Annotated in this window: 8 protein-coding genes; all 8 read right to left on the reverse strand. The window is 47.8% G+C overall.

Translation table 11 applies throughout. The features are described 5' to 3' along the window. Positions 1–13 precede the first annotated feature (13 nt). Positions 14–793, reverse strand: coding sequence for a ParA family protein (locus CPIN_RS25955; protein ID WP_012792838.1), 780 nt, complete (start codon positions 791–793; stop codon positions 14–16). A 29-nt stretch (positions 794–822) separates the two neighbouring features. Further along, positions 823–1938, reverse strand: coding sequence for an SMI1/KNR4 family protein (locus CPIN_RS25960; RefSeq protein WP_012792839.1), 1116 nt, complete (start codon positions 1936–1938; stop codon positions 823–825). 9 nt (positions 1939–1947) lie between these two features. Continuing rightward, positions 1948–5907, reverse strand: coding sequence for an eCIS core domain-containing protein (locus CPIN_RS37050; RefSeq protein WP_012792840.1), 3960 nt, complete (start codon positions 5905–5907; stop codon positions 1948–1950). A gap of 68 nt (positions 5908–5975) precedes the next feature. Next, the gene (locus CPIN_RS37055) at positions 5976–7766 is read right to left on the reverse strand and encodes a contractile injection system tape measure protein (RefSeq protein ID WP_012792841.1); all 1791 of its coding nucleotides are present in this window, start codon (positions 7764–7766) and stop codon (positions 5976–5978) included. Then, entirely contained in the window at positions 7766–11011 is a 3246-nt protein-coding gene (locus tag CPIN_RS25975; RefSeq protein WP_012792842.1) for a hypothetical protein, read from the reverse strand. The genes CPIN_RS37055 and CPIN_RS25975 overlap by 1 nt, the downstream gene beginning before the upstream one ends. A gap of 27 nt (positions 11012–11038) precedes the next feature. Next, positions 11039–11698 carry a hypothetical protein gene (locus CPIN_RS25980; protein ID WP_148230643.1) on the reverse strand — a complete coding sequence of 220 codons (660 nt, stop codon included), beginning with the start codon at positions 11696–11698 and terminating at the stop codon, positions 11039–11041. Next, the gene (locus CPIN_RS25985; RefSeq protein WP_012792844.1) at positions 11610–18224 is read right to left on the reverse strand and encodes a baseplate wedge protein; all 6615 of its coding nucleotides are present in this window, start codon (positions 18222–18224) and stop codon (positions 11610–11612) included. Before CPIN_RS25985 ends, CPIN_RS25980 begins: the two co-directional genes overlap by 89 nt. Positions 18225–18267: 43 nt before the next feature. Further along, a complete protein-coding gene (locus tag CPIN_RS37060) occupies positions 18268–19956 on the reverse strand; it encodes a tail fiber domain-containing protein (protein WP_012792845.1) in 1689 nt (562 codons plus the stop codon). Between the last annotated feature and the right edge of the window lie 11 nt (positions 19957–19967).

A 19967-nucleotide genomic window follows, 5' to 3' on the forward strand; every position in this document is an offset into this window, starting at 1 on the left:
ATCAACAGTGCTGTTATTCAGCTACTGTTAAAAGGCGTTCTTTTATTTCGTTTGCCAGCGCATGATAATCCTTTGCGCCATTGGCATTATGATCAAATGTGAAAATGTCCTGGGATTGTTCCTGTGCTTTTGCCAGGGAAATATTACTGCGGATGCCGGCTTCCAGTACCCAACCAGGATAGAGTTCCTGTAACTGTGTCCTGATCTGACGATGCATACTTTTATGTTCGTCAAATTTTGTGAGTACGATGCCAAGTATCTCCAGTTTTTTATTCAACTGCTTTTTGATCAGCTGCACATTCTTTACAAAGCGTTGTACACCTTTAAAGGGCAGGAATTCTGCCTGTAAAGGCATCAATACGTAGTCGCTGGCGGTAAGTGCGTTGACAGTCAGCATACCGACTGCCGGCGGACAATCAATCACCACGATGTCGTATATATCCTCTACCTGTGTCAGGATCTGATTCAACAGCTGCTCTCTGCCATACATACTTACCAGTTCCAGTTCAGCACTGGCCAGTTCAAGATTGGCGGGGATCAGTGGTAATACGGCTGTTTCTACGATTGCCTGCTGTACTTCTGTGAGTTCGCCGGAAGCAGCCTGTTTCAGCAACTCGTAAATACTCATGGGGGAATCGTCGGCAATACCCAGGGATTGGGTAAGGTTTGCCTGCGGATCAAGATCGATCAATAATACGTTCTTACCCATTCGCTGCAACGCAGCTGCCAGGTTAAGCGCAGTAGTGGTCTTTCCCGATCCGCCTTTCTGTATGGCAATGGAAATAGTGATCATCTTTTGGGGTTATAAAGAAACGCTCAGCGTTAATTACGTGTCAGAATACCATCTTTATCAACATCATATTTACCGGTCTGCAGTGCCACGTAGTAATCATTCAGCCAGTCAAGGAAACAGTGATTATCAGTGATCGCAGGTCCCTCTACAGCAGAATGTGTCAGTACCTGCCCTTTTGTACCACTGATGGTCGGCGCCATGTCCAGTACGAGCAGATCACCACCACTATCTGCAGCAACCGGTATCCAGTTTTCATGCCACCATACCGGCTGGAACTCTGGTGACTCTACCAGCTTTTCAAGCGCTTCGACAAACTCCCCTTCTTCATTAAGATCATACATGCGCTTAAATGCAGCCACCAGGTTGGCCTGGCTATACAGGTCATAGCTTCCGACACGTAAAGTGTCGTGTACAATGTTGAAAGACTCTTTGAAATCTTCCGGTATATCAATACCTATTTTTTTCTCCAATGCATCGCCTGCCCCTTTCTTAGGCGCAGCAGCCAGCATATCTGCCAGCTTCTTAGCATCGTCTACTTTATGTTCTGTATACCATTCAGAGATGGCGCTCCAGATATTGAAAACAGCATCATAAACAATATTTGTTTGCTTGCGGCCTGGTTCCCTGAAAGGAACCTGTGATTTATAGATAAACAGTTCGCGGCTTTCAACAGCCAGTTTTTCCAGGCCATCGGCCTCATCACTGAACAGCGGTACTACTTTGATCAGCTGTCCCTTGTACTCATCTTCATCCAGCCATGCCGGCGACTTATAACCTGAGTTGAGTAGTATCACCGCATCCATTTTCCCAAAGCCAGGTACGGCATCCGTTCTGTAAATATCTCCGGAACGAACCTTTTCCGCCTTTTTGATCATCTTATAAAGCGCATAGAAAAATGCACCTGTCTCCTCCGCTTCCTCAGGAGTCGCTTTGCCTTCGGTAATGAGTACCAATTCTATATCCAGTTCATCATCCTTACTTAATTCAGATAATCCAAGTGATGTAATTCTTGTTTCTGTGATTTCCTTTTTGGGGTCAGGAAAACTAACAGCTATCTTAAAATCAGCCCCTTTGCCTCCTTTCAGTTGGGTCAGGTTACCAGGTTTACCAAAGCTTTTCTCATACAGGTTAATCAGCTTACTCATAATATGGCTTTATTTTTTGTTCTTGAAGTAATACTCAGCATGATCCTTTTTCCACCACATCGGATGACTGCCTGGCCCGGGTTCTTTGTAACGTGGCGCTTTACTGGAGCTTACCTGAGAAGCCGCCGGACTTTCAACACCCCAATAATTATCAGGATTGTTATTCCACGCAACATTCACCGTACGATGTTTGGTATGCCCGATCCTGTTCCAGTTCTCAGAAGCACCTTCCTTATCATCATGTCCAAGTACAATATTTTCGTAAGTTACGATATCCTTTGTTCTTTTGCACTCATATCGCGCGAACTTTGATTTCAGATAAGTAGGATCATCTTCCAAACCTTCTTTCCAGCCATATTTTTTCGCTCTGATAAGGCTTTTCTTGATGATTGCCAGGCCTGTTTTACTGTCTTTGCTTGGGTTACCATAACCGTAATCATATCTTCTGTCAATATCTGTTTCACGCGGCTCTTCTTTGAATACGTCTGCAAAACAAAGGTTTGGATAAGGGTCATTCGCACCCTTGGAAGATACCTGTCTGTACAGAACGGCATTATCTACCCATTCCTTACGCCATGCAGCACCGGTATCATCATCGATACCTTTTTCCCGCACATAGGCACGATAGTCGTCTCCACGGAATATTTTCACCCCGAATTTAGCCTTCAGCCAGGCCAGGAACTGCGCCTTCGTAGGAGGCGCTTTCGGCTCTCCCGGTTTGATCTTCGCAGCCTGTACATAACTGTAATCCCAGCGTTTACCACCATCGATAACTGTAATCGCTTTAAATATCGGATGATGACCTTTTACAGTGGTAGCCACTTTATCTGCCTCTTCCCTGGTCAGACCACCTTTGGCCATGTATTGCTTTTCCTCCGTATCAATCGCCTGCAGACCCAGACTTACCTGTTTTTCTTTATCCTTGTCATCTCCTTTCTTATCCTTCTCGTCCCCAGGTTTCATATTCGCTTTCACCTTCACCGACTGTTTGTTAGGCTGTCCCTTTATGACACCCGTAACAATCCACAGATCATTACCCTGCGGCACGAAAGTGATACCCGGTGTATTGTGCTGTTTTTTGATACCTTCAATAGCGCCTGTCAGTTCCTCACGGGTCATTGGTTTATGCCCTTCCAGTGCTTTTACCTTCTGCATCGCTGCAGCAAAGTTCTTCATCTGTTCCGGATCGGCTTTATCCGCGCCTTTATCTTTACCAGCTCCTTTACCGCCACCTGGTCCGCCGGCACCGCCTTTACCTGGTGCTGCCGGTGCTCCCGGTTTACCTCCCGGAGCGCCTGGTTTACCACCAGCTGCTGCCGGTGGAGGTGCACCTGCTGCCGGAGCTGCGCCTGCACCACCACCATCTGTAAATTTGCCTTGTTTCTCTTTATCGCCTGCACCACTCTTGCCCGGCACATGATCATCTACCAGGTCTGTCATGAATTTGCCGCCATCAAATTTCGCTTCGCTGAATGTCACCTCAGGCACCTTACCAGAACCTAATACGTATTCCATATCAGCGCCGATACCAAATTCTCCTGGTAACGGATATTCAAGCGCACCAATCGGCCATGTCCATTTCTTATCTGGTAATGGCGACCACCACGGACTATCCACTTCCACAAACAGATCGCCACTCAGTCCGAGGAACGGCTGTGCCGCAATCTCCATATGTCCTTTGAAGAAGAACTCTCCCGGATCACGATAACCGATTGTCGGACGCGCATCCACATATCCTTTCACACCAGCGTCCGCATTCACGCCGACACCTACTTTCAGATCATGTCCTAAGAGCTCCAGCCCTGCGCCACCTTCTGCGCGCAGACGCAGACCGGCATAAGCAGACATATTCAGTGAACCTGATAAGGTAATGCTCTTCGCAATGTCAGGGTTATTAGAGTACGTACCTTCTACTTCGATATTGTATATTTTCGCAGGACCCACTTTCGCCATCGCAATCAATGCCATGTTGGCGAAGACAAATACGTTGCCTATTACCGGCAGACCGTAAGCCGCGCGGGCCTCCATCTTAAACAGTTCCTTGCTGTAATCCTTCTGCTGGAACAGAATAATTTCTTTTGGCGGTGCAATCTTGCCGACGACCGTCACACATCCCTTACCATCTACAATCACATTCACACTACCGGCAAACCACTCTGTCAGGTTGAAGGTCAGTGTACCGACACCCGCCATACCACGTGGTCCTTTTCCAGGTGCCGCAGCAGGCACTTCTGCCGGTGGCGCGGCTTCTGCCGCCGGTGCACCACCCAGTTGTGTCACCGCAAAGTTGTCAGCTGTTTTCTTATCCGTCATGACAAGCATCAGCGAACCGCTCAGCTTATCACCGTCATACTGTACCATGCCTTTGACATCCAGCACACCCTCCTGGAACTTCGCCGCCACTTCTCCGGAGAATCCTTTGAAGCTCACGCCAAATGCTCCCTCACCTGACATCTTATCTTCTGCCAGTGTGATATCAAGGTTGCCCTTCGCCATACCATGAATATCCATTTCTGCCACCACATGTGCAGAAGGCTGCATATTCGTAAAGCCAAGATCCATCGTCGCGGATGCAAAACCGCCTACCTTCACCTTGATACCATTCAGGGTAAAGGTGAAGTTGCCGTTCTCAAACGTATTCGTTGCTTTGGATAATACATTTTCTACATCGATACCCGTCAGCCAGCCAATTGCTTTACCATTCTTACGCAGCCATTGCGGAATAGCCTCCGGCATATTGCTTTGTCCGATCGTAGCAAAACCACTGATCTCTCCGCTGGCCAGTCTTACGGCCAACATAGGATTCGCAGCGCTGAACATCGGCATGTTCAATGGCAGGTAAGCATTCTTCAGACTCTCCATCACACCATCTTTCTCCCGCACTTTCATAACGCCGGCGCCCGCTATCTTACCAGCGCTGACATTCACATCCAGTCCTTTTCTTTCCGATGCACGGATAGCCTCCTGCAATGCGGCAGACGGATTAAATTTACCCGCTGCAATATTCACCACCTCTCCTGATACCGCCGCTGAGGGCGCTCCACCAGCTTTGGCAGGTGCACGCTGTATGGTCATACCATCCGCACTCAAAGTAGTATCCGCTTTCGTTTGTACTGCAGATGCGCCCTGTTTACCAGTTGCCGCTACAGGTGCGTCTTCTTTCAACGCTCCGCTTTCAGGTGTAGCCTTTCGCTGTACAGCAGCACCTTGTTGTACGGTATGCGTCAGTTCATGCGCCAGCAAATGCCGGCCCGTACTGCTGCTTTCATCAAACTTATTCTCATTGAAATAAATATCATTGCCATGTGTGAAGGCCTGCGCCTGCAGATCATTACTCAGTTCTGCTGCTTCTTTACCGGTGTGTACGCGCACACCACTAAAGTCAGCGCCAATGGCAGATTCCATTGCAGAGCGTGTCTCTGATGCCAAGGGCGAACCCGCACCTTTAGTACTTTGTAAACGCTGTTCAAGATGATTGCCGCCACTCGCCTTCGTATCTGCTGCAGGTGCAGGCGCCTGCGCAGTTTCTTTCTTCTGGATATCATCCGGCGGATCGCCCATACTATCGAATATAGGCTTGCGTTGCAGCTTCTTTTCATCCGGCTGTATATCTTCTTCTTTCTTCTCCTGCTCTTTCTTTTGCATCACCGCAGGCTGTGCAGCGGATGCCGGCACACTGCCGGAAGGAACAGTACTGACAGGAGAAGGTGTAGCCGCCTTGGCTTGTACGGGCGCTGGTTGACTCATGCGCTGTACTACCTTGTCAGCTACCTGGTCAGCCTGCTTCTCATAATGGTCATCTGGTTTTCCGATGGTAAGTTTCCGTTGAACGAAAAAGGGTTCTTCCGATGCGGCAGTCTCCCCCAAAAACGCGCTGTCAGCTCCCTTATCTTTGTTGAAGAAGGAGCCGCCTGCAGGCTGTTGCCTCGTTTTTGCAGTTTTGCTTTTATTATCGGTTGCTTTGATCATTTGTCCTTAGTAAGGGAATTAACAAGCCATACCCATATGGCATTAAGGGGTTAAAAACATAGTTACTGCTAGACCCAGACGGTCTTAATCAGCCAAGGCATCCACGACAATCCTACCACACTGAAACCCCAGGGCAAACGGTTCAACAGCATATCATATGCCTGCTGCGTGACAAACAACTGCCACTCCTCTTCTTTCCATTCCAGCTTACCTTCCCGCAATAAGAAATTGCCGCGTAAGCCGTCAGGTGAGGTATTACCCAAAGCATTCCAGTGTGTGATCACAGCGCCCAGTAACTGATTGGCTTCATCTTTTTCTGCTTCGGATAATGGCATGAAACGTCTCACAGGTTCCGTAGGTGATATACCACACAAGATCTTTGGCAACACCAGATCCCACTCCGGAATCTCCTCTTCACCATAGGCCATATAGCCAATGAGCTGTACGGCTTTATGTTTTGCCGTTTCATCTTTAAACTGCTGTCCCTCTCTCAGTTCCAATGCATCGAAACAATAAGAAAGATAGGGATGCAGCAATATCAGTCCGGCATTATTGATGTAATACACCGTTCCTTCTTCAGGCAGACCTGCCGGAGCAGGCTCCTCTCCCGTTTCGGTATCAGATGAATGCTTTTGTTCATTACTTACAGTTCCTTTATCAGCCATACTGCGCTCTTCCGCCGTCGGACTTTCTCCGGATGTGCTTTGATCCTTTTGATCTTTGCGCTTATTATGATCAGCTGCCTCTGAGGACGGCGCACCTGATGAAGAAGATTGTTTTGCCGCCGTATCCTGCTCCTGCTTCCTGCGTAATGCAGCCGCAAGCTGTTGCTCCCGCCGAAGACGTTCTGTAGCCTCCTGTTGATCTTTTGTACGACCATCAGGCGCAATACTTTTAATAGCTGGCGTTGTACTGAACGTCGTTCTGAGTTCCGTCATCTCCGCTGAATATCTGCCAGCCACAGCACCTATGGCTTCATGTACGGCTACAGGCATACTGACACCCGCAGCAGTCACTCTTTCCAGTGTAAATAAACGCGCCGGCAATTGTGATACACTACCTAGCAATCGTACTAATTGCTCCAGTAATGCCGGGTGACTGATCGCTTTTCCCGCAATCACGATATCTCCTATCAGCCACTCCATCACCTGCGTTGCATAATGACTATGCGCTGGTAATGGAAGGGAAGGAAGCGATTGCTGCGCAATCTGTGCTTTCATCACGGTAACAAACCGCGGACTAAACACAAACGCGTCCCATTCATCTATCAGTACCAGCTGTTGTCTGTAAGCGCCCGCACTGAAAGCGAGCACCCAGTTGTATACAAAACTCCGGGAGAACTGCATCACCAGGCGGCGTACCGTATAAGGATGCGCCGACAGCAGGTCCTGGCATTGTTTCAAAGCACTCGTTTCTGTAGCCAGCGCCGTCAGAATACCCGCTTCCCATTCCTCCTGTTCCCATCTGACAGCTGTAGATGGCAATACGCCATGTTGCATGAAATACAGCCAGCTCTCAAAATATCCCTGTGTCAGCGGACGACGCTGCATCTGCTGTATATTTAACTCCGGTGATGGCACTGCTGTCGCATCCTGAAAATGCTTCTGCAGATAAGCGATCACCATTCCAGGTAACTCTTCCTGTAAAGCCTTCATATTGCAATTACCCAGATCCACCTCCAACTTGTCAATCTGTAACAACGTATCAGGATCCGCCCAGCTATCCAGTAATTGACTTAACATTGGTGTCAGTTCCACATTACAACGCATACTCAGTGCCTGCTGTATTGAAAAAGCATCATCCCTGGAAGGTAACTGTACCTCCACCACCAGTTTTCCTATGGCGTGTTGTTGTTCCATTACGCGATCATAGCTTTATAAGCGGAGACTGTCTTTTCATTCTCAGGTGTCACAATACCTTCGCTGCTCCATATCTGTGACCATTGCTGTACACCATCCTTTTGCATGGCAATGCTTTCTCCCGCTACTTTAATCAGCTTTCTCGCTATCGCCGGTACTTTATCCGGAGAAGCAGCAATCAGTCTGTCCATATAATAAGCAGTCGCATAAGTCAGCAATCTGATCATCTGTGCTTTCTGTGCCACCTTCAGTTTACCGAATCCACCCTGTAACACACCCTGCAAACGCTCATACGCTGCATGTAGTTCTTCTGGTGCACCACTGGCCAATAAGAAGGTTTTAGTATCTGACCAGCGACTGTCTTCCAGCAGTGTATCATCTTCCTTAGACATAGCGTTGATACCACTACGATAACTCAGTATGCGCTTATTGAACACCGCTTCATTTCCTCCGGCTGACAAACCACGGCTGACCGCCACCGGTGCACTGGCAGACGCTGTCACAGGTGCGGCCACCGGACCAGTTTCTGTACCTGCTACTTTGGGCTGTGGATTAGAAGGCACAAACGTATTGATCTGAAGCACCGCAAATCCTTTCTCACAATTCTCGATATCTTCAAACGTATAACGCAAACGGTAAATGCCCGCCTGAGGTTGTTGTATCGTCAATGTCAGGTGTTCCTTATCCTGTTTCCAGGTAATATCATATTCCGACGGATCCAGTTCCACTTCGTTCCCTTTCTCCTTCTGCTCTAATACCAGTCCGAAACTACCCCCGTAAGGAAAGGCTTCTATCTCCAGTTCAGGCGACTTGGTGATATCCCAGTCGATAGATGACTGACCTTTACTGGTCACTTTTACATTACCCTGTGGACAGATCGTTATCTCAAGCGCATACTTACTGTTCATACCCTCGCGCGAAGCGGTCAGCAAAAGCGTAAATACCACCCCGTTTTCTATCAGTAATTCAAACTTCGACGTTTCATTGATATCCGTAGTATATTCTTCTTTCAGCATATTGCCCTGGTAATCCTGCAACTCCCAATGATAAGTATCAGCGCGCAGTGATTCGTTCTTCAGTACAACAGCAGTACCTTGTCCTTCCGGCAGCTGCTCCTGCTCTGCAATAGAGAACAGTGCCACAGGTGGCGCCTCCTGGAAGATCAGGTTAATAGACGGTTTATTGGAACAACAGATATACGGCAGACAAAAATCAGCCATCACCGTGTAGTTCTCCAGTTCATCCGCAATGTTGACACCGGCGGCATTACTCAGCGCCAGTTTCAGCAGATTTGATTTCTTTTCTTCAGACAGAAACGCCGGATCAGTCTTACCACATACCAGGATCAGTGTACCGCCTTTAGGTACGCCGCCGTTATGCTCTATACCCGGATGTTTCTCTGCGAAAAGATGGAACAGCAGGTTACCTGCCAGTTCATCCTTACGACGTACGTATTCTTCATACACCGCGAACAGCGCCGTCAGATGCGAACGGCAACAAGTCTTGTCTTCATCATAACAGGTACCCTCACGACTGCAAAGTTCTTCCAGCTTCTTATCAAGATCTACAGGTAGCGGACCGAATAAGGTAACCAACGCCTCAAACATGCTGCCGATATCATTCCTATCGAATGGCTGGCCAAAGATGCTTTCTTCAAAATTATCTGAACAAGTGCGCGCACAACGGATATCATACACAATCTTCTCCAGCAGCACCGTCAGATCACTGAAAGCTGCAGAGCGCTCCTTTACCAGTTTGATCATATCTTCTTTCTCTCCCAGGTACAATACCTTCACATCAAATGGCAGATGTAACTCGCTGCGTTGTGCTGCAATCGCATCCAGCGTAGGCTCTATTAATGCGCCGGTATGTCCTTTGATCCGGAAGAACTCGTAACTGTCCATATTCGCCAGCAACAGGTTACGGTCTTTCTCATCCGTAATACCCGGAATGGTGAAGGTCCGGCGGTTACGTGTAAGTTCGGCATTCCAGCTCTTTGACAACTCCTGCGGATCATTATAGTAAAAAGGGATCGCACGTCTGGAAAGGACCTCATTGATACCAGCATCAGGTGTAAATACGACTTCAGCCGGTGGGAAACCCTGCGTATTGAAGCGCGTATGTCCAGTATCTGCCAGGTATTGTAATCTTCTGATCAGCTGCAATGGCTTCTCCAATGCGTTAATGCTGAGGTCTGCAAAAGGCGGACGGTATAATCCCATACGGTAATTGGCATCCTTATCGCCATGCTTCGCACGGATGCTGCCTAATGCAATATATTCTTCAAAACGGTCGCGCTTGGGAAAGAATGACAGGTAACTGAAAAGATCCGTCGATACCAGTTCCTGATAGCCGGCAATCAGGTCCCTGTAATAATCATAAAGCCAGGGAAATGATACACCACCTTTGTTCTTTACCGCTTCACGCAGTTGTTTAAGATTACTTTCCAGGTTGTTGAAAGGGTTTGTTGGGTTCAGTCCCAGCTTCTCCTTCACCAGGTCATACAATTGTTTGAGAGCAGTGCCGATTAATGGTTCTGCGGCGGTACATACGCTATCAAAGCCATCGCTGACATTCTTCCAGCTGGTAAAGTTCTCAAATGAAATATAAGACTTACCATCTCCGGTATTGTATCCAAAACGGTTGATCACAGCATCATCAGCTCCATCAGTGGTATTATCCGTAATAAACCATTTATCAAGATCTGACTGGTCAACCAGGTTCTTATCGATCAGTACCGCCTGTACTGTTTTAGTCTGAGATGTCTCGCTGTTATCCTGTCCGTACAGACAACTATCATTACTGGTCGTCTTCTCCGTCAGGATCAGCAGGACGATGTATGGTGTGGTATTTGGCGTTCTGTTCGGGTTACCGGGATCCTTACCTGTGATACGATAAGCAAATTCATTATGATTCTCGTTGTTGGTGCTCAGTACAGCAACAACAGGCGTCTTCTTCAACAGGGTGATCGGTGTCTCTGCACTGAATCCATTGTACACCACCTCCTGTTCCAGAGTAAACAATTTCCCGTCAGAGGTGGTCGCGGCCCCAGGCGACAGACGGAGCGTACCTGCCTGCTCACTGATCTCAATATCCAGTCCGTAAAATATACCTGAACCTTCCAGGAACATGCGGGTATCCATGATCTCTCCTTCCGCGAAATCAACGATCCCTTTCAGGCTGCTACTCTTCAACTGCTGCCCCTTTTTGAAAACCGGGTAAGGGGTAGAATTATTAATTATCATTTTCTGAAGAATTTTAATTTAGTTAAACTATGCCAGCATAGCCTCATCCAATAAGATCAGTGGCTTGTCATCCCCTCCTTCGTCATCCCACATGTAAGCGGCCGGATATACATTTTTAAGTTCTTTTAATACAAGATTCAGCGCTTGCAGACTATCATCATAATCACAACTTTCTCCTCTCGACAATGCTGCCAGCCAGTTCTTCCAGGCGCCTTCGAATTCCAGCATCTGTTGTGGGCTCACCCAGAGTATATTCAACCGGATATGCGCCGGCGCTTCTCTGCGTAAGGTATCTTCAAAGAACTGTCTGAAACGCGCCAGACGGAAACGCTGCGGCCATGCCGGTAATACCACCGTTGCCCAGAATGAATAAGGATCTGCCAGGAAAGTACGGTCACAATAGATCGCATTTTCGGTGTCAATCTCCACTTCTTCCTCACAACAGAGACACACGTCATCACAGATCGGCAGGATGGCATTCTCCGAGCTGCAAACAATCGGAATCACTACCGTGCTTACCTGTTCTGCTGATGCATTGGCCAGCAGGGACTGCATACCCGTCCTTACAAAGGAGAGGTCACTCAGTAAAGCGGTCAGTTCATCTGTAGCGTCGAGCTTCGCGACAGCCAGCTTTTCGTCTTTTTTTATAGAAAGAAATCGTCCATGTAGACGCCTGTTGATCCACATACACTTCATTTGCAGCGGCCGCGTCCTGCAAGGCTTTCACATAGCTTGCTGCATCTGCAAAGACCGCTTCATTAATGAGCTGCAATATGACCATAGATTCGCGCTGCGTATACCAGTTGAGTTCCAGCTGCCATGCCTCATACGATTGCTGTTGCGTGCGCGGACGCATCAGTATATGTTCCAGCAGATGCAGACCTTCAGCACTGATCGCATTCAACACATGCTCCATCGCCGCATCTCTGGCGGAAATACTGGTGTAAGTCAACGGATGTTCTGCCTGTACGCCTTCCGGATTCACCAGCGTAACACTGAATGGTCCGCAGGCATCTTCATCACCACGCTGATAATTACGCAGATCTGTCAACAGTTCACAGGCCGTAGTAAGTGCATCCCAGGCATCTTCCGGGTTATCATATGTGTGAACAGACTCCCATACAGCAGCATATGTATAGCTGATGGTATCGCCTTGTACCTGGTTGATATCATTGATCTCGAACGTATATCCTTTGCCTGTTTCCACGATAGGGAATAACATCGCGTTGAACATCCGGGTAGCACGGTCGTTCTCTATATCCTCACCACAGATCACATCCGGTGCCACAGCGATGACCTTACCATCCATATCTTTCAGATACAGTGTATAGGCATTGTCACAACCTGCCATTGGTTCATAGTAGTAGGAAGCAGCCGAGCGGGCCATCTCCAGCAGGAATACATAAAAATGAGCTTCCGCTGCTTGTGCCAAGGTTGCAGAATTATAACGGGTCACTGCCCGCCACATCACTTTTGTATCTTTATCTACTTTACCGTAAAGCTGGTAATAGTAAAGTTTCGCATTAACAGCAGGTAGTGTCTCTTCAGCAATAGTCCAGAGCTGATTGAGCGCGGGTACCTGGCCATAACTCATCCACAGATCCGCGAAATTCAGTTTCTCCGGATGTTGGAAATAACAATCCAGTATCCTTGGATCTGTATTCAGATTCTCTGGTTTTACAAACCAGCCATACAGATGTTTCTTGCAATAAATATCTGCCAGTAACGCCATCCGGTGCTCTTCCCTTCTCTCCATTCCCTGATACCATCCTGTGTGCAGCGCCACACGATAAATGTTGTCATCTACCAGTCGGAATGCATAACGGCAATCCACCGCATAATCAGTATAAGGGAATAAGTTCCGGTTATCAGGATCAATATTGTCCAGGAATACCTGTAAACGATCCCAGGCATCGGCTTCCGTCATCGTCTCTTTATCACCCTCACATTTCCGGGTTACCTGCTGTATGTCCAGCAATACCTTACCCAGGTTGATGGAATAATAACAGCCGACGGTTTCATCATCCGAACAATAGTTACCACGGAAGCGTAACAACTGCCTGAACTCCAGTAATGCCTGCTCAGCATCAACAGGATTCGCATAACTATGTACGCTTTCCCATTCGTAGCTATTCGTTTTCGGATTGTAGATATGAAAAGAGAAAGTACCTTCTTCATTCAGGAATACACCATGTTTACGGGCAAACTGTTGTCTTACCTGAACAGCTGCGATATAAGCTTCATAGCTGCCTGGTGTGATTGGTGCGGCAGCAAGCGCCTGCCCTTTATCATCATTGAGATACAGCTGTGTCGTGGCAGGGGTCCAGTTACTGTAATGCTCCTGTTTAAGTGTGCGTTGCAACAGTCCCCAGCATTCCTTTTCAAAGGCGGCAGCTGCTGCATCTGCAGAACCATATCCGGTGACACTCTGCCACAGCAACAGGTCATTACGACGCAGCTGATAATAGAATGCGCCATGCTCAGACACCACAACGGAAGAACCTTTCTCCAATGCAGTAAATGCAGGCAACCTACGCTGATATCGTTGTAACAACGCCGCTAAAGCATCTTCCCGATCTGTAGCAGATTCAAACTTCGGCAGATAATGCGCGATCCTGAAATCGCGGTCCCAAAGGCGATAGCCCAATGCCTGCTCTGTTTCGCCATTTTTATAAAGATCTGTACGGATGTCTCTTTCTACTGAATAACTACCTTCTTCTATTTTACTCAGGTGGAAACCAGACCATGCAATAAGACGATCTCTTGCTGCTTCCGCTTCTTTCGCACAATCATACCAATGCGGATGAACGGCTACTCTTTCTTTTCCTTCCCGCAGGAACACACGGAAACCGCTTTCTTCCTGTACGACATCATAGTTATCTTTTACAGGCGCCAGTTTCTCAATGATATATACCAGTGTCTTTTGTGCGTCTTCTTTCTCCGGCTTCTCATCCAGTCCTTCCAGTGCCGTCTCCGGATACCAGCAACAGCAGGACAGCCATTGCCAGCTATACTTCCAGGCGCCCGCCAGTTTCACCTGGCTGACTGTCTGCCCTTGCGTCTGCAGGAAACGCAATGTGCGCTCCACAGCAGCATCTCTTTCTACAGTGGTCGTATATTCGAAAGGATGTATCGCCAATACATTTTTATCAGCATCGACAATCTTAAAGCCGTAAGTACAGTTATCCTGTACGGTGAGCAGGTAATATTGCCGCTGCCTGCCATACTTCACGGTGTCATAAAATGCGGTCCGCACCGCATCATAACTGGTATAGTAATGAGGCTCCTGCAACAACAGTCCTTCCTTATCACTGATCTTGAAATAATAATGATACAGCGTAAGCGCCGACCAGCCGGTACTGCTCTGCAAAGCGGCTAACTGTTGCTTCAGCAACAGCATCGTGGTATCTCTTTCTTCTGCGGAAGCATACCACTGTGCCTGTCTGGCAAAAGGTGATTTATCTTTACTGAAAACGGTATAACCATATCCATTGGCGGCCTGTTGCTCAGGACAGATATCTTCGGCAGTTGCATTGAGCAACCACTCCATAAATGCCGTAACAGCGCTTTTCCGGGTTTCCCACACATGAATGCTTTGCAGCAAAGGTGTTGCAGCGCTGGCATCTTCCCAGTAGAGACCATAGGCATCGATCGCTGCGCCTCTCTCTACCCATAGTGTGTCCTGTGCGGCCTTCAGCAGAATACGTTCCAGCAGATTCGCTGCTGCTGCATGATCAACTACCTCACTGCTTGCTGCTAATACCACACCATTGTCATCCTGCACCTGCACAATGTAATGGCAGTTATCCAATGTCTTTATTGTAACATTCTTTGGATTAGCAGCATAACGGATAATACTACGGGTCACCTGTGTAACAGTGGAGCCGTCCGGTACAGGACGTACAGTGGTCAGCAAGACCACACCTGCATCCTTTGGCGCATCCAGATCCCTGAAATAATAGGTCGCAGCAGATACACCTGTTACCGCCCCGCTGACAGTCAGCCACAAGCCACTGAATAAGGTCACGTAGGTCTGTTGTACCTGTTGTGCAGCTTCCCCGTTCACAAAAGAAGACAGATGTTCTGAAATGACCGTACTAAACGACATTCCCTCTTCTTCCCCTTGTTCCGTACGTACGACCTGCAATCGAAATACGCCATCGCCTGTTTGCACGATCTGATAATTTTCAGCTTTGGAAGCCAGTTCTACGAATTGTACAAAAGCTACCGGCAATTGCGCCATGTCTTTATAAGGAAGAATACCTTTCCAGGCGGCCTGCCCTTCATGGGTCATTCTCCAGTTATACAATTCACTCGCTTCACGTTGATACACCAGGTAATGCTGACGGAAATATTCCTGTAACTCCTTTATCTTCTGTAAAGCCGCTTCCTCCGTACCATAGGTCTGCGGATGATAAGCAATCTGTACATCCTGCTGTACGATGATGATCCGGAAATTACCGGCGGCAACATCAGGTTCCACGTCCCATACTACATCTTCCTGCAATAAAGCCAGGCAATCATATCCTTTTGACAAAGCCAGCTCCTCCGTATCAAAACCCTGTTTGCTTTTTAATAAAGTCTTACCGTAATCATCAGGCAGCAGGAAATAATATCCTTCCTGTGTCTGCGGATAAATTTTATACTGGCCGTCATCTTCAAAGAAATGTACGAACCAGTCAATCAATGTATCTCTTTCTTCCCCAGTAGTATATTCAATACTGCATTTCGCAGAGATCCATTCTTTGGCAGTAACAGGCGATTGAATAGAAAAACCATACACGCCTTCACCAATGCAGCCATAAGGTTTATAGTTAGCCTTATTTTTACCCAGTTCACGGAACTGACTAAAGATTGCTGCGATCTGCGCTTTGTCATGCAGACTATCACTGATGAACAAAGGAGTCAGCTGTTCGGGGAGCTTACAGACAAAACCTGTCCGTTTCTCTGCATGAACAAGATCAAAATTGTTCAGTGAAGCAGAAGGTGACTGACGGATACCCATCAGACCCGCCACTCTCTTTTCCAGTCCGCAGACAGGAAATCCGGTACCCGGATCCTTATAATTAAATGCCAGTGCGCGGTTGGCGCTGGTTTCAGGATAAGCAGATAAAAAAGCCGCCTTATCCGCAATATTGCGCGCAGGATCATTCTTCCTGCCGCTGATATTGTACATCATCAGCGCATAGTCGGTAAAGTCCTCGGAGAACCTTGCCAGCAGATGATTCAAAAAGCGTTCTTTTCGTTCCTGGTACTGCTCAGATGTCTCATACAATGCGGTCAGCATCTCCGTATCACCCGCATCATTGTATACCAGGTCGAAACTGTATATATCGTCCTGCCGGTTATTATTCTTTACATAGCTGCCGGATAGTGCTGCGAGGAATATGACATCCAGCGCTGCCTGTTCCGCCGCTATTGCTGTATCAAAGAAGATCGTGCTTTCGAGTAAGACTTTGCCTGCTTTGTCAGTCAGCTGGAAAAACCAATACGCGTTATCTTCCCGCTGTAATATTTTACGTGCTACGTTGTTGTTACTACACTCACTGATAATGCGGCGTATCATCTCATCGCGCAGATACATGGAATCGTATTCCTTTCTGCCGCTGTCGCTGTCATTAGGCTCATACGCCAGCTGCATACCATTGTAAGTATTACCCGCAGTCGTCCGGGGCAATTGCTTTTTATAGCGCAACAAAGAAGGCAACTGGGGAATACCATTCAGATCAGCGGGGAAATAGGTACGTGCATCCGCAGATGATTGCAGGGAAAACAGTTTCCGTACGGAAGACAACTGGGAGAAATAATCCGCCAGCATCCTGTCGAAGAACAAGAGGTATGCCTGTAACTGCAAAGCCTGTGCTTTCCTTGCAGCAGTCGAATCCCCCGGCACATCATTCTTACCGATCATGTATACTTTTGGGAACTCATACTGTACAGAAGTATACTGTGCAAGGTCCAGCTGGCGTCCTTTTGGCACAATCGTGTCGAGTGCGGCAGGCGCCTTGGGGAATTTACTGTAATCAGAAATCGCTTTCTTGTAACGCTGATTCACCACTTCCGTGTTCGCGCCAAATTGCAGCTTATTACGGAAGAAAATAACATTTGAGGTTTCGGGAGATAAAACAGGACGATGATCTTTTTTCAGATGCAGGCACCATTCCTCGCCTTCCTGTTTAACAGGATTACCTGCTGCATCTGTCAATGCATAACCATCTTCATCAAAGCTGGTCATCATCAGACGGGTAATACCTGCCACACCTGGCACCTGCATGATAATACGGTAAAGATCGGAAGCATGTAATTCTGTGATCCGTTCCAGGCTTTCCAGTTCCGCAACATCGATGAAACCGTTCTGTTGTAATGGTTCATCCTTGTTGAAGTCATACGGACGGCCTTCAAATATCTCTTCCATAGTTCTGCCTTTCTCCAGCAATTGCTGCAGATTGTAAAAGGCAGGCGCAGGGGAAAGGAAATCCTGTATGCGGCTGTAAATGTTCAGCAGCACATCATCCGGATCATAGTTAGCCGCCAGTTCAATGTGCAGACACAAACTGATGGGTTCCTTTTCCAGCACAACCACATCCGGAAAATCTTCACAGAGATTACGGTGTGCATGTAAGCGCTGATCAATCGTTGTCAGCACAGTATCCATCGGGAATACATCATTGCCGCAGGCGTCTTTCTCGTAAGCAGCCGCATATACATCATCCGGTTCGATATACACACGGTATAGTCCCTTCAGCGGAACAGCAGACTGCTCTTTCGTAAGACGCGTGTTGTCAAGTACTCCTGCTTCGCAATCATATACAAGCGAATATTCCGCTTCAGTCTCCGCTTCGTTAATCGGTATCAGCCAGGCATTACGCACCCCCTTGATATCAATCAGCATACGGCGGATATCTGCGATCGTCAGGGGATTATTCCCAAGTATCTTTGCAGCTGTATAGAAGTTATCGTCTGCTCCTTCAGCACCGGCAGGAGCGGCGATGAGGTCTTTAAAATCCAGTTTGGTACGGTAGTCCAGGTCTGTCAGCACATAACACAGTGCCTCAAGGATAGTGATGCCCGGATCATGCAGGTTGTGGTCTGTCCATATCTTGCCTGAAAGCTCCGCAACATGCTGTATACCCAGCTTGCGCAGCGTGGCAAAGTCCAGGTACTCCGGGAACCCGCTGTTTTTATCCGTAGTTATATATTTTAGATCAGGCATTGTAAGAGAGTGCTTGGTAAATTGTATCAGTGATCACATCCTGTTATTTGCCTTCCAGGGCATCCAGGCGCTTTTGCAGGGCAGCAATCGTATCCTGCTGTTCCTGTATCGCTTTGGTCAGCACAGCAACCATATTGGCATATGCCAGGGTCTGTGTACCATCGCCGTCCGTATTCACCAGTTCCGGGAAGAACTCCTCAACCTGGTGTGGCAGGAAACCGATCTGTGATTCATTGGAAGGACAATTCGCCTTCTGGTTGAAGTTGAAAGTGATAGGATTCAGTCGCTTTACCTTATCGATCACACTGCCCAGTTTCGCCTGATTTGTCACCTTGCGGACATCAGTATCCAGGTACAAGCCAAAACTTCTGGCTTTACCTTTTACATTCAGATCAAAACCCTGTGCAGTCAAACCACCTATGATGGTTTTACCTTCGTTGGAGATCGTCACCAGGTCATCGCCCTGATTGATCTCAAGCTCGTTGCCATTACCATATTCACCACCTCTCTTGAATACAAAACCTTTGGAAGCATCCGTCAGGAAAGCCCCCCAGTCGTTATCAGCGCCCAGCAACAGATAATTTCTCTTCTCGTTGTTAGGACGGTTATTGATGATACTGAAACCAGGATTGGTGTTGTCGAGACACAGCAGGAATGCGCCGGCACTGTTCTCTTTGGTGATCTCTACATTGGTGACCGGCGATTCAGTACCGATCCCTACACGGCCATCCTGTTTGATAGACACTAAGGTCTCCGTCGCAGGTTTGGCAATATTCTTCAGATAGTTCTTACCATCTTCCAGTCCTTTACGGAAATAAAAGCCTTCTGCCGCATTCGTGGTGAAAGTAGCAGCGATACCATCCAGCGCGGTGTTCAGATAACTCTGCTGACCATATTCACCTTTGTGCAACCATACCGCCTGTGGTACGACTGATTGTACCGGATTCAGTATCAGTCTGGCTGCCGGCTGGTTCTGGATATCAACAGCACCTTCCGGCACTGTTGTACCGATACCTACTGCCGCACCGGCATCTGGTGTGGTGATAAACACCGGCTTCACCGCGGCTGCTTCCTTCGGTACATTCTCCTCTCCTTCTACTGGCACCGGAGGCACCGTGGTTGTAAACAGGAAACCGTCTGTATTCGTTGTAAAAACAGCTTTGTTGTCTGCTATCTTTTCAGACAGGGATTGCGTTGGCGCTTCGCCTCCTGTCTGCTGGATCACAAACTCAGGGGTCTGTGCATTATCCGGACTAAACAGAAAATCTCCTTTCACCTCGTCTGCATGAATGTGCACACGCGCTTTGGGATCTTCTGTACCCATACCGATCTTACCAAATACTTTCGCGTACATGATAACCGGTACTTTATCTTCATTGCGGACGATCTCCCAATCTTCATCAGAAGCATCGATATCCAGCATTTTCCAGTTTGTACAATCAATCTCAGGATTGTCCACGGAGCAATGTCCTTTCGACTTGTCTGCCTTGGTATCTCCTTCTTTTCCTTCACAGCCGCAGGGTTTATCGCCGGCTGGTACACAGGTGTATAATGCATTATTGTAGATCACTACATCGCCTTCGTAGTAGCAGGTCCCAGCTGCCCACTTGCCGAAAAAAGCATCATCCCTTCTCACCAGCGTTGAGTCTATCAGGTTGAAGAAATCCTGCGAGGTGGGTATAGCGCCGGTCTTAAATTGTGCTTTCAGCGCTGCTCTGGTTGTTATAGACATGGGAGTATCTT

The sequence above is a fragment of the Chitinophaga pinensis DSM 2588 genome (genome assembly GCF_000024005.1).
GTDB classification, from domain to species: Bacteria; Bacteroidota; Bacteroidia; order Chitinophagales; family Chitinophagaceae; genus Chitinophaga; species Chitinophaga pinensis.

Bases quoted from the DNA above. Each gene is read 5' to 3' on its own strand.
- CPIN_RS37050 (WP_012792840.1), bottom strand. From the start codon at position 5,907: ATGATCAAAGCAACCGATAATAAAAGCAAAACTGCAAAAACGAGGCAA.
- CPIN_RS37055 (WP_012792841.1), bottom strand. From the start codon at position 7,766: ATGGAACAACAACACGCCATAGGAAAACTGGTGGTGGAGGTACAGTTA.
- CPIN_RS25985 (WP_012792844.1), bottom strand. From the start codon at position 18,224: ATGCCTGATCTAAAATATATAACTACGGATAAAAACAGCGGGTTCCCG.
- CPIN_RS37060 (WP_012792845.1), bottom strand. From the start codon at position 19,956: ATGTCTATAACAACCAGAGCAGCGCTGAAAGCACAATTTAAGACCGGC.
- CPIN_RS25980 (WP_148230643.1), bottom strand. From the start codon at position 11,698: ATGTGGATCAACAGGCGTCTACATGGACGATTTCTTTCTATAAAAAAA.
- CPIN_RS25955 (WP_012792838.1), bottom strand. From the start codon at position 793: ATGATCACTATTTCCATTGCCATACAGAAAGGCGGATCGGGAAAGACC.
- CPIN_RS25960 (WP_012792839.1), bottom strand. From the start codon at position 1,938: ATGAGTAAGCTGATTAACCTGTATGAGAAAAGCTTTGGTAAACCTGGT.
- CPIN_RS25975 (WP_012792842.1), bottom strand. From the start codon at position 11,011: ATGATAATTAATAATTCTACCCCTTACCCGGTTTTCAAAAAGGGGCAG.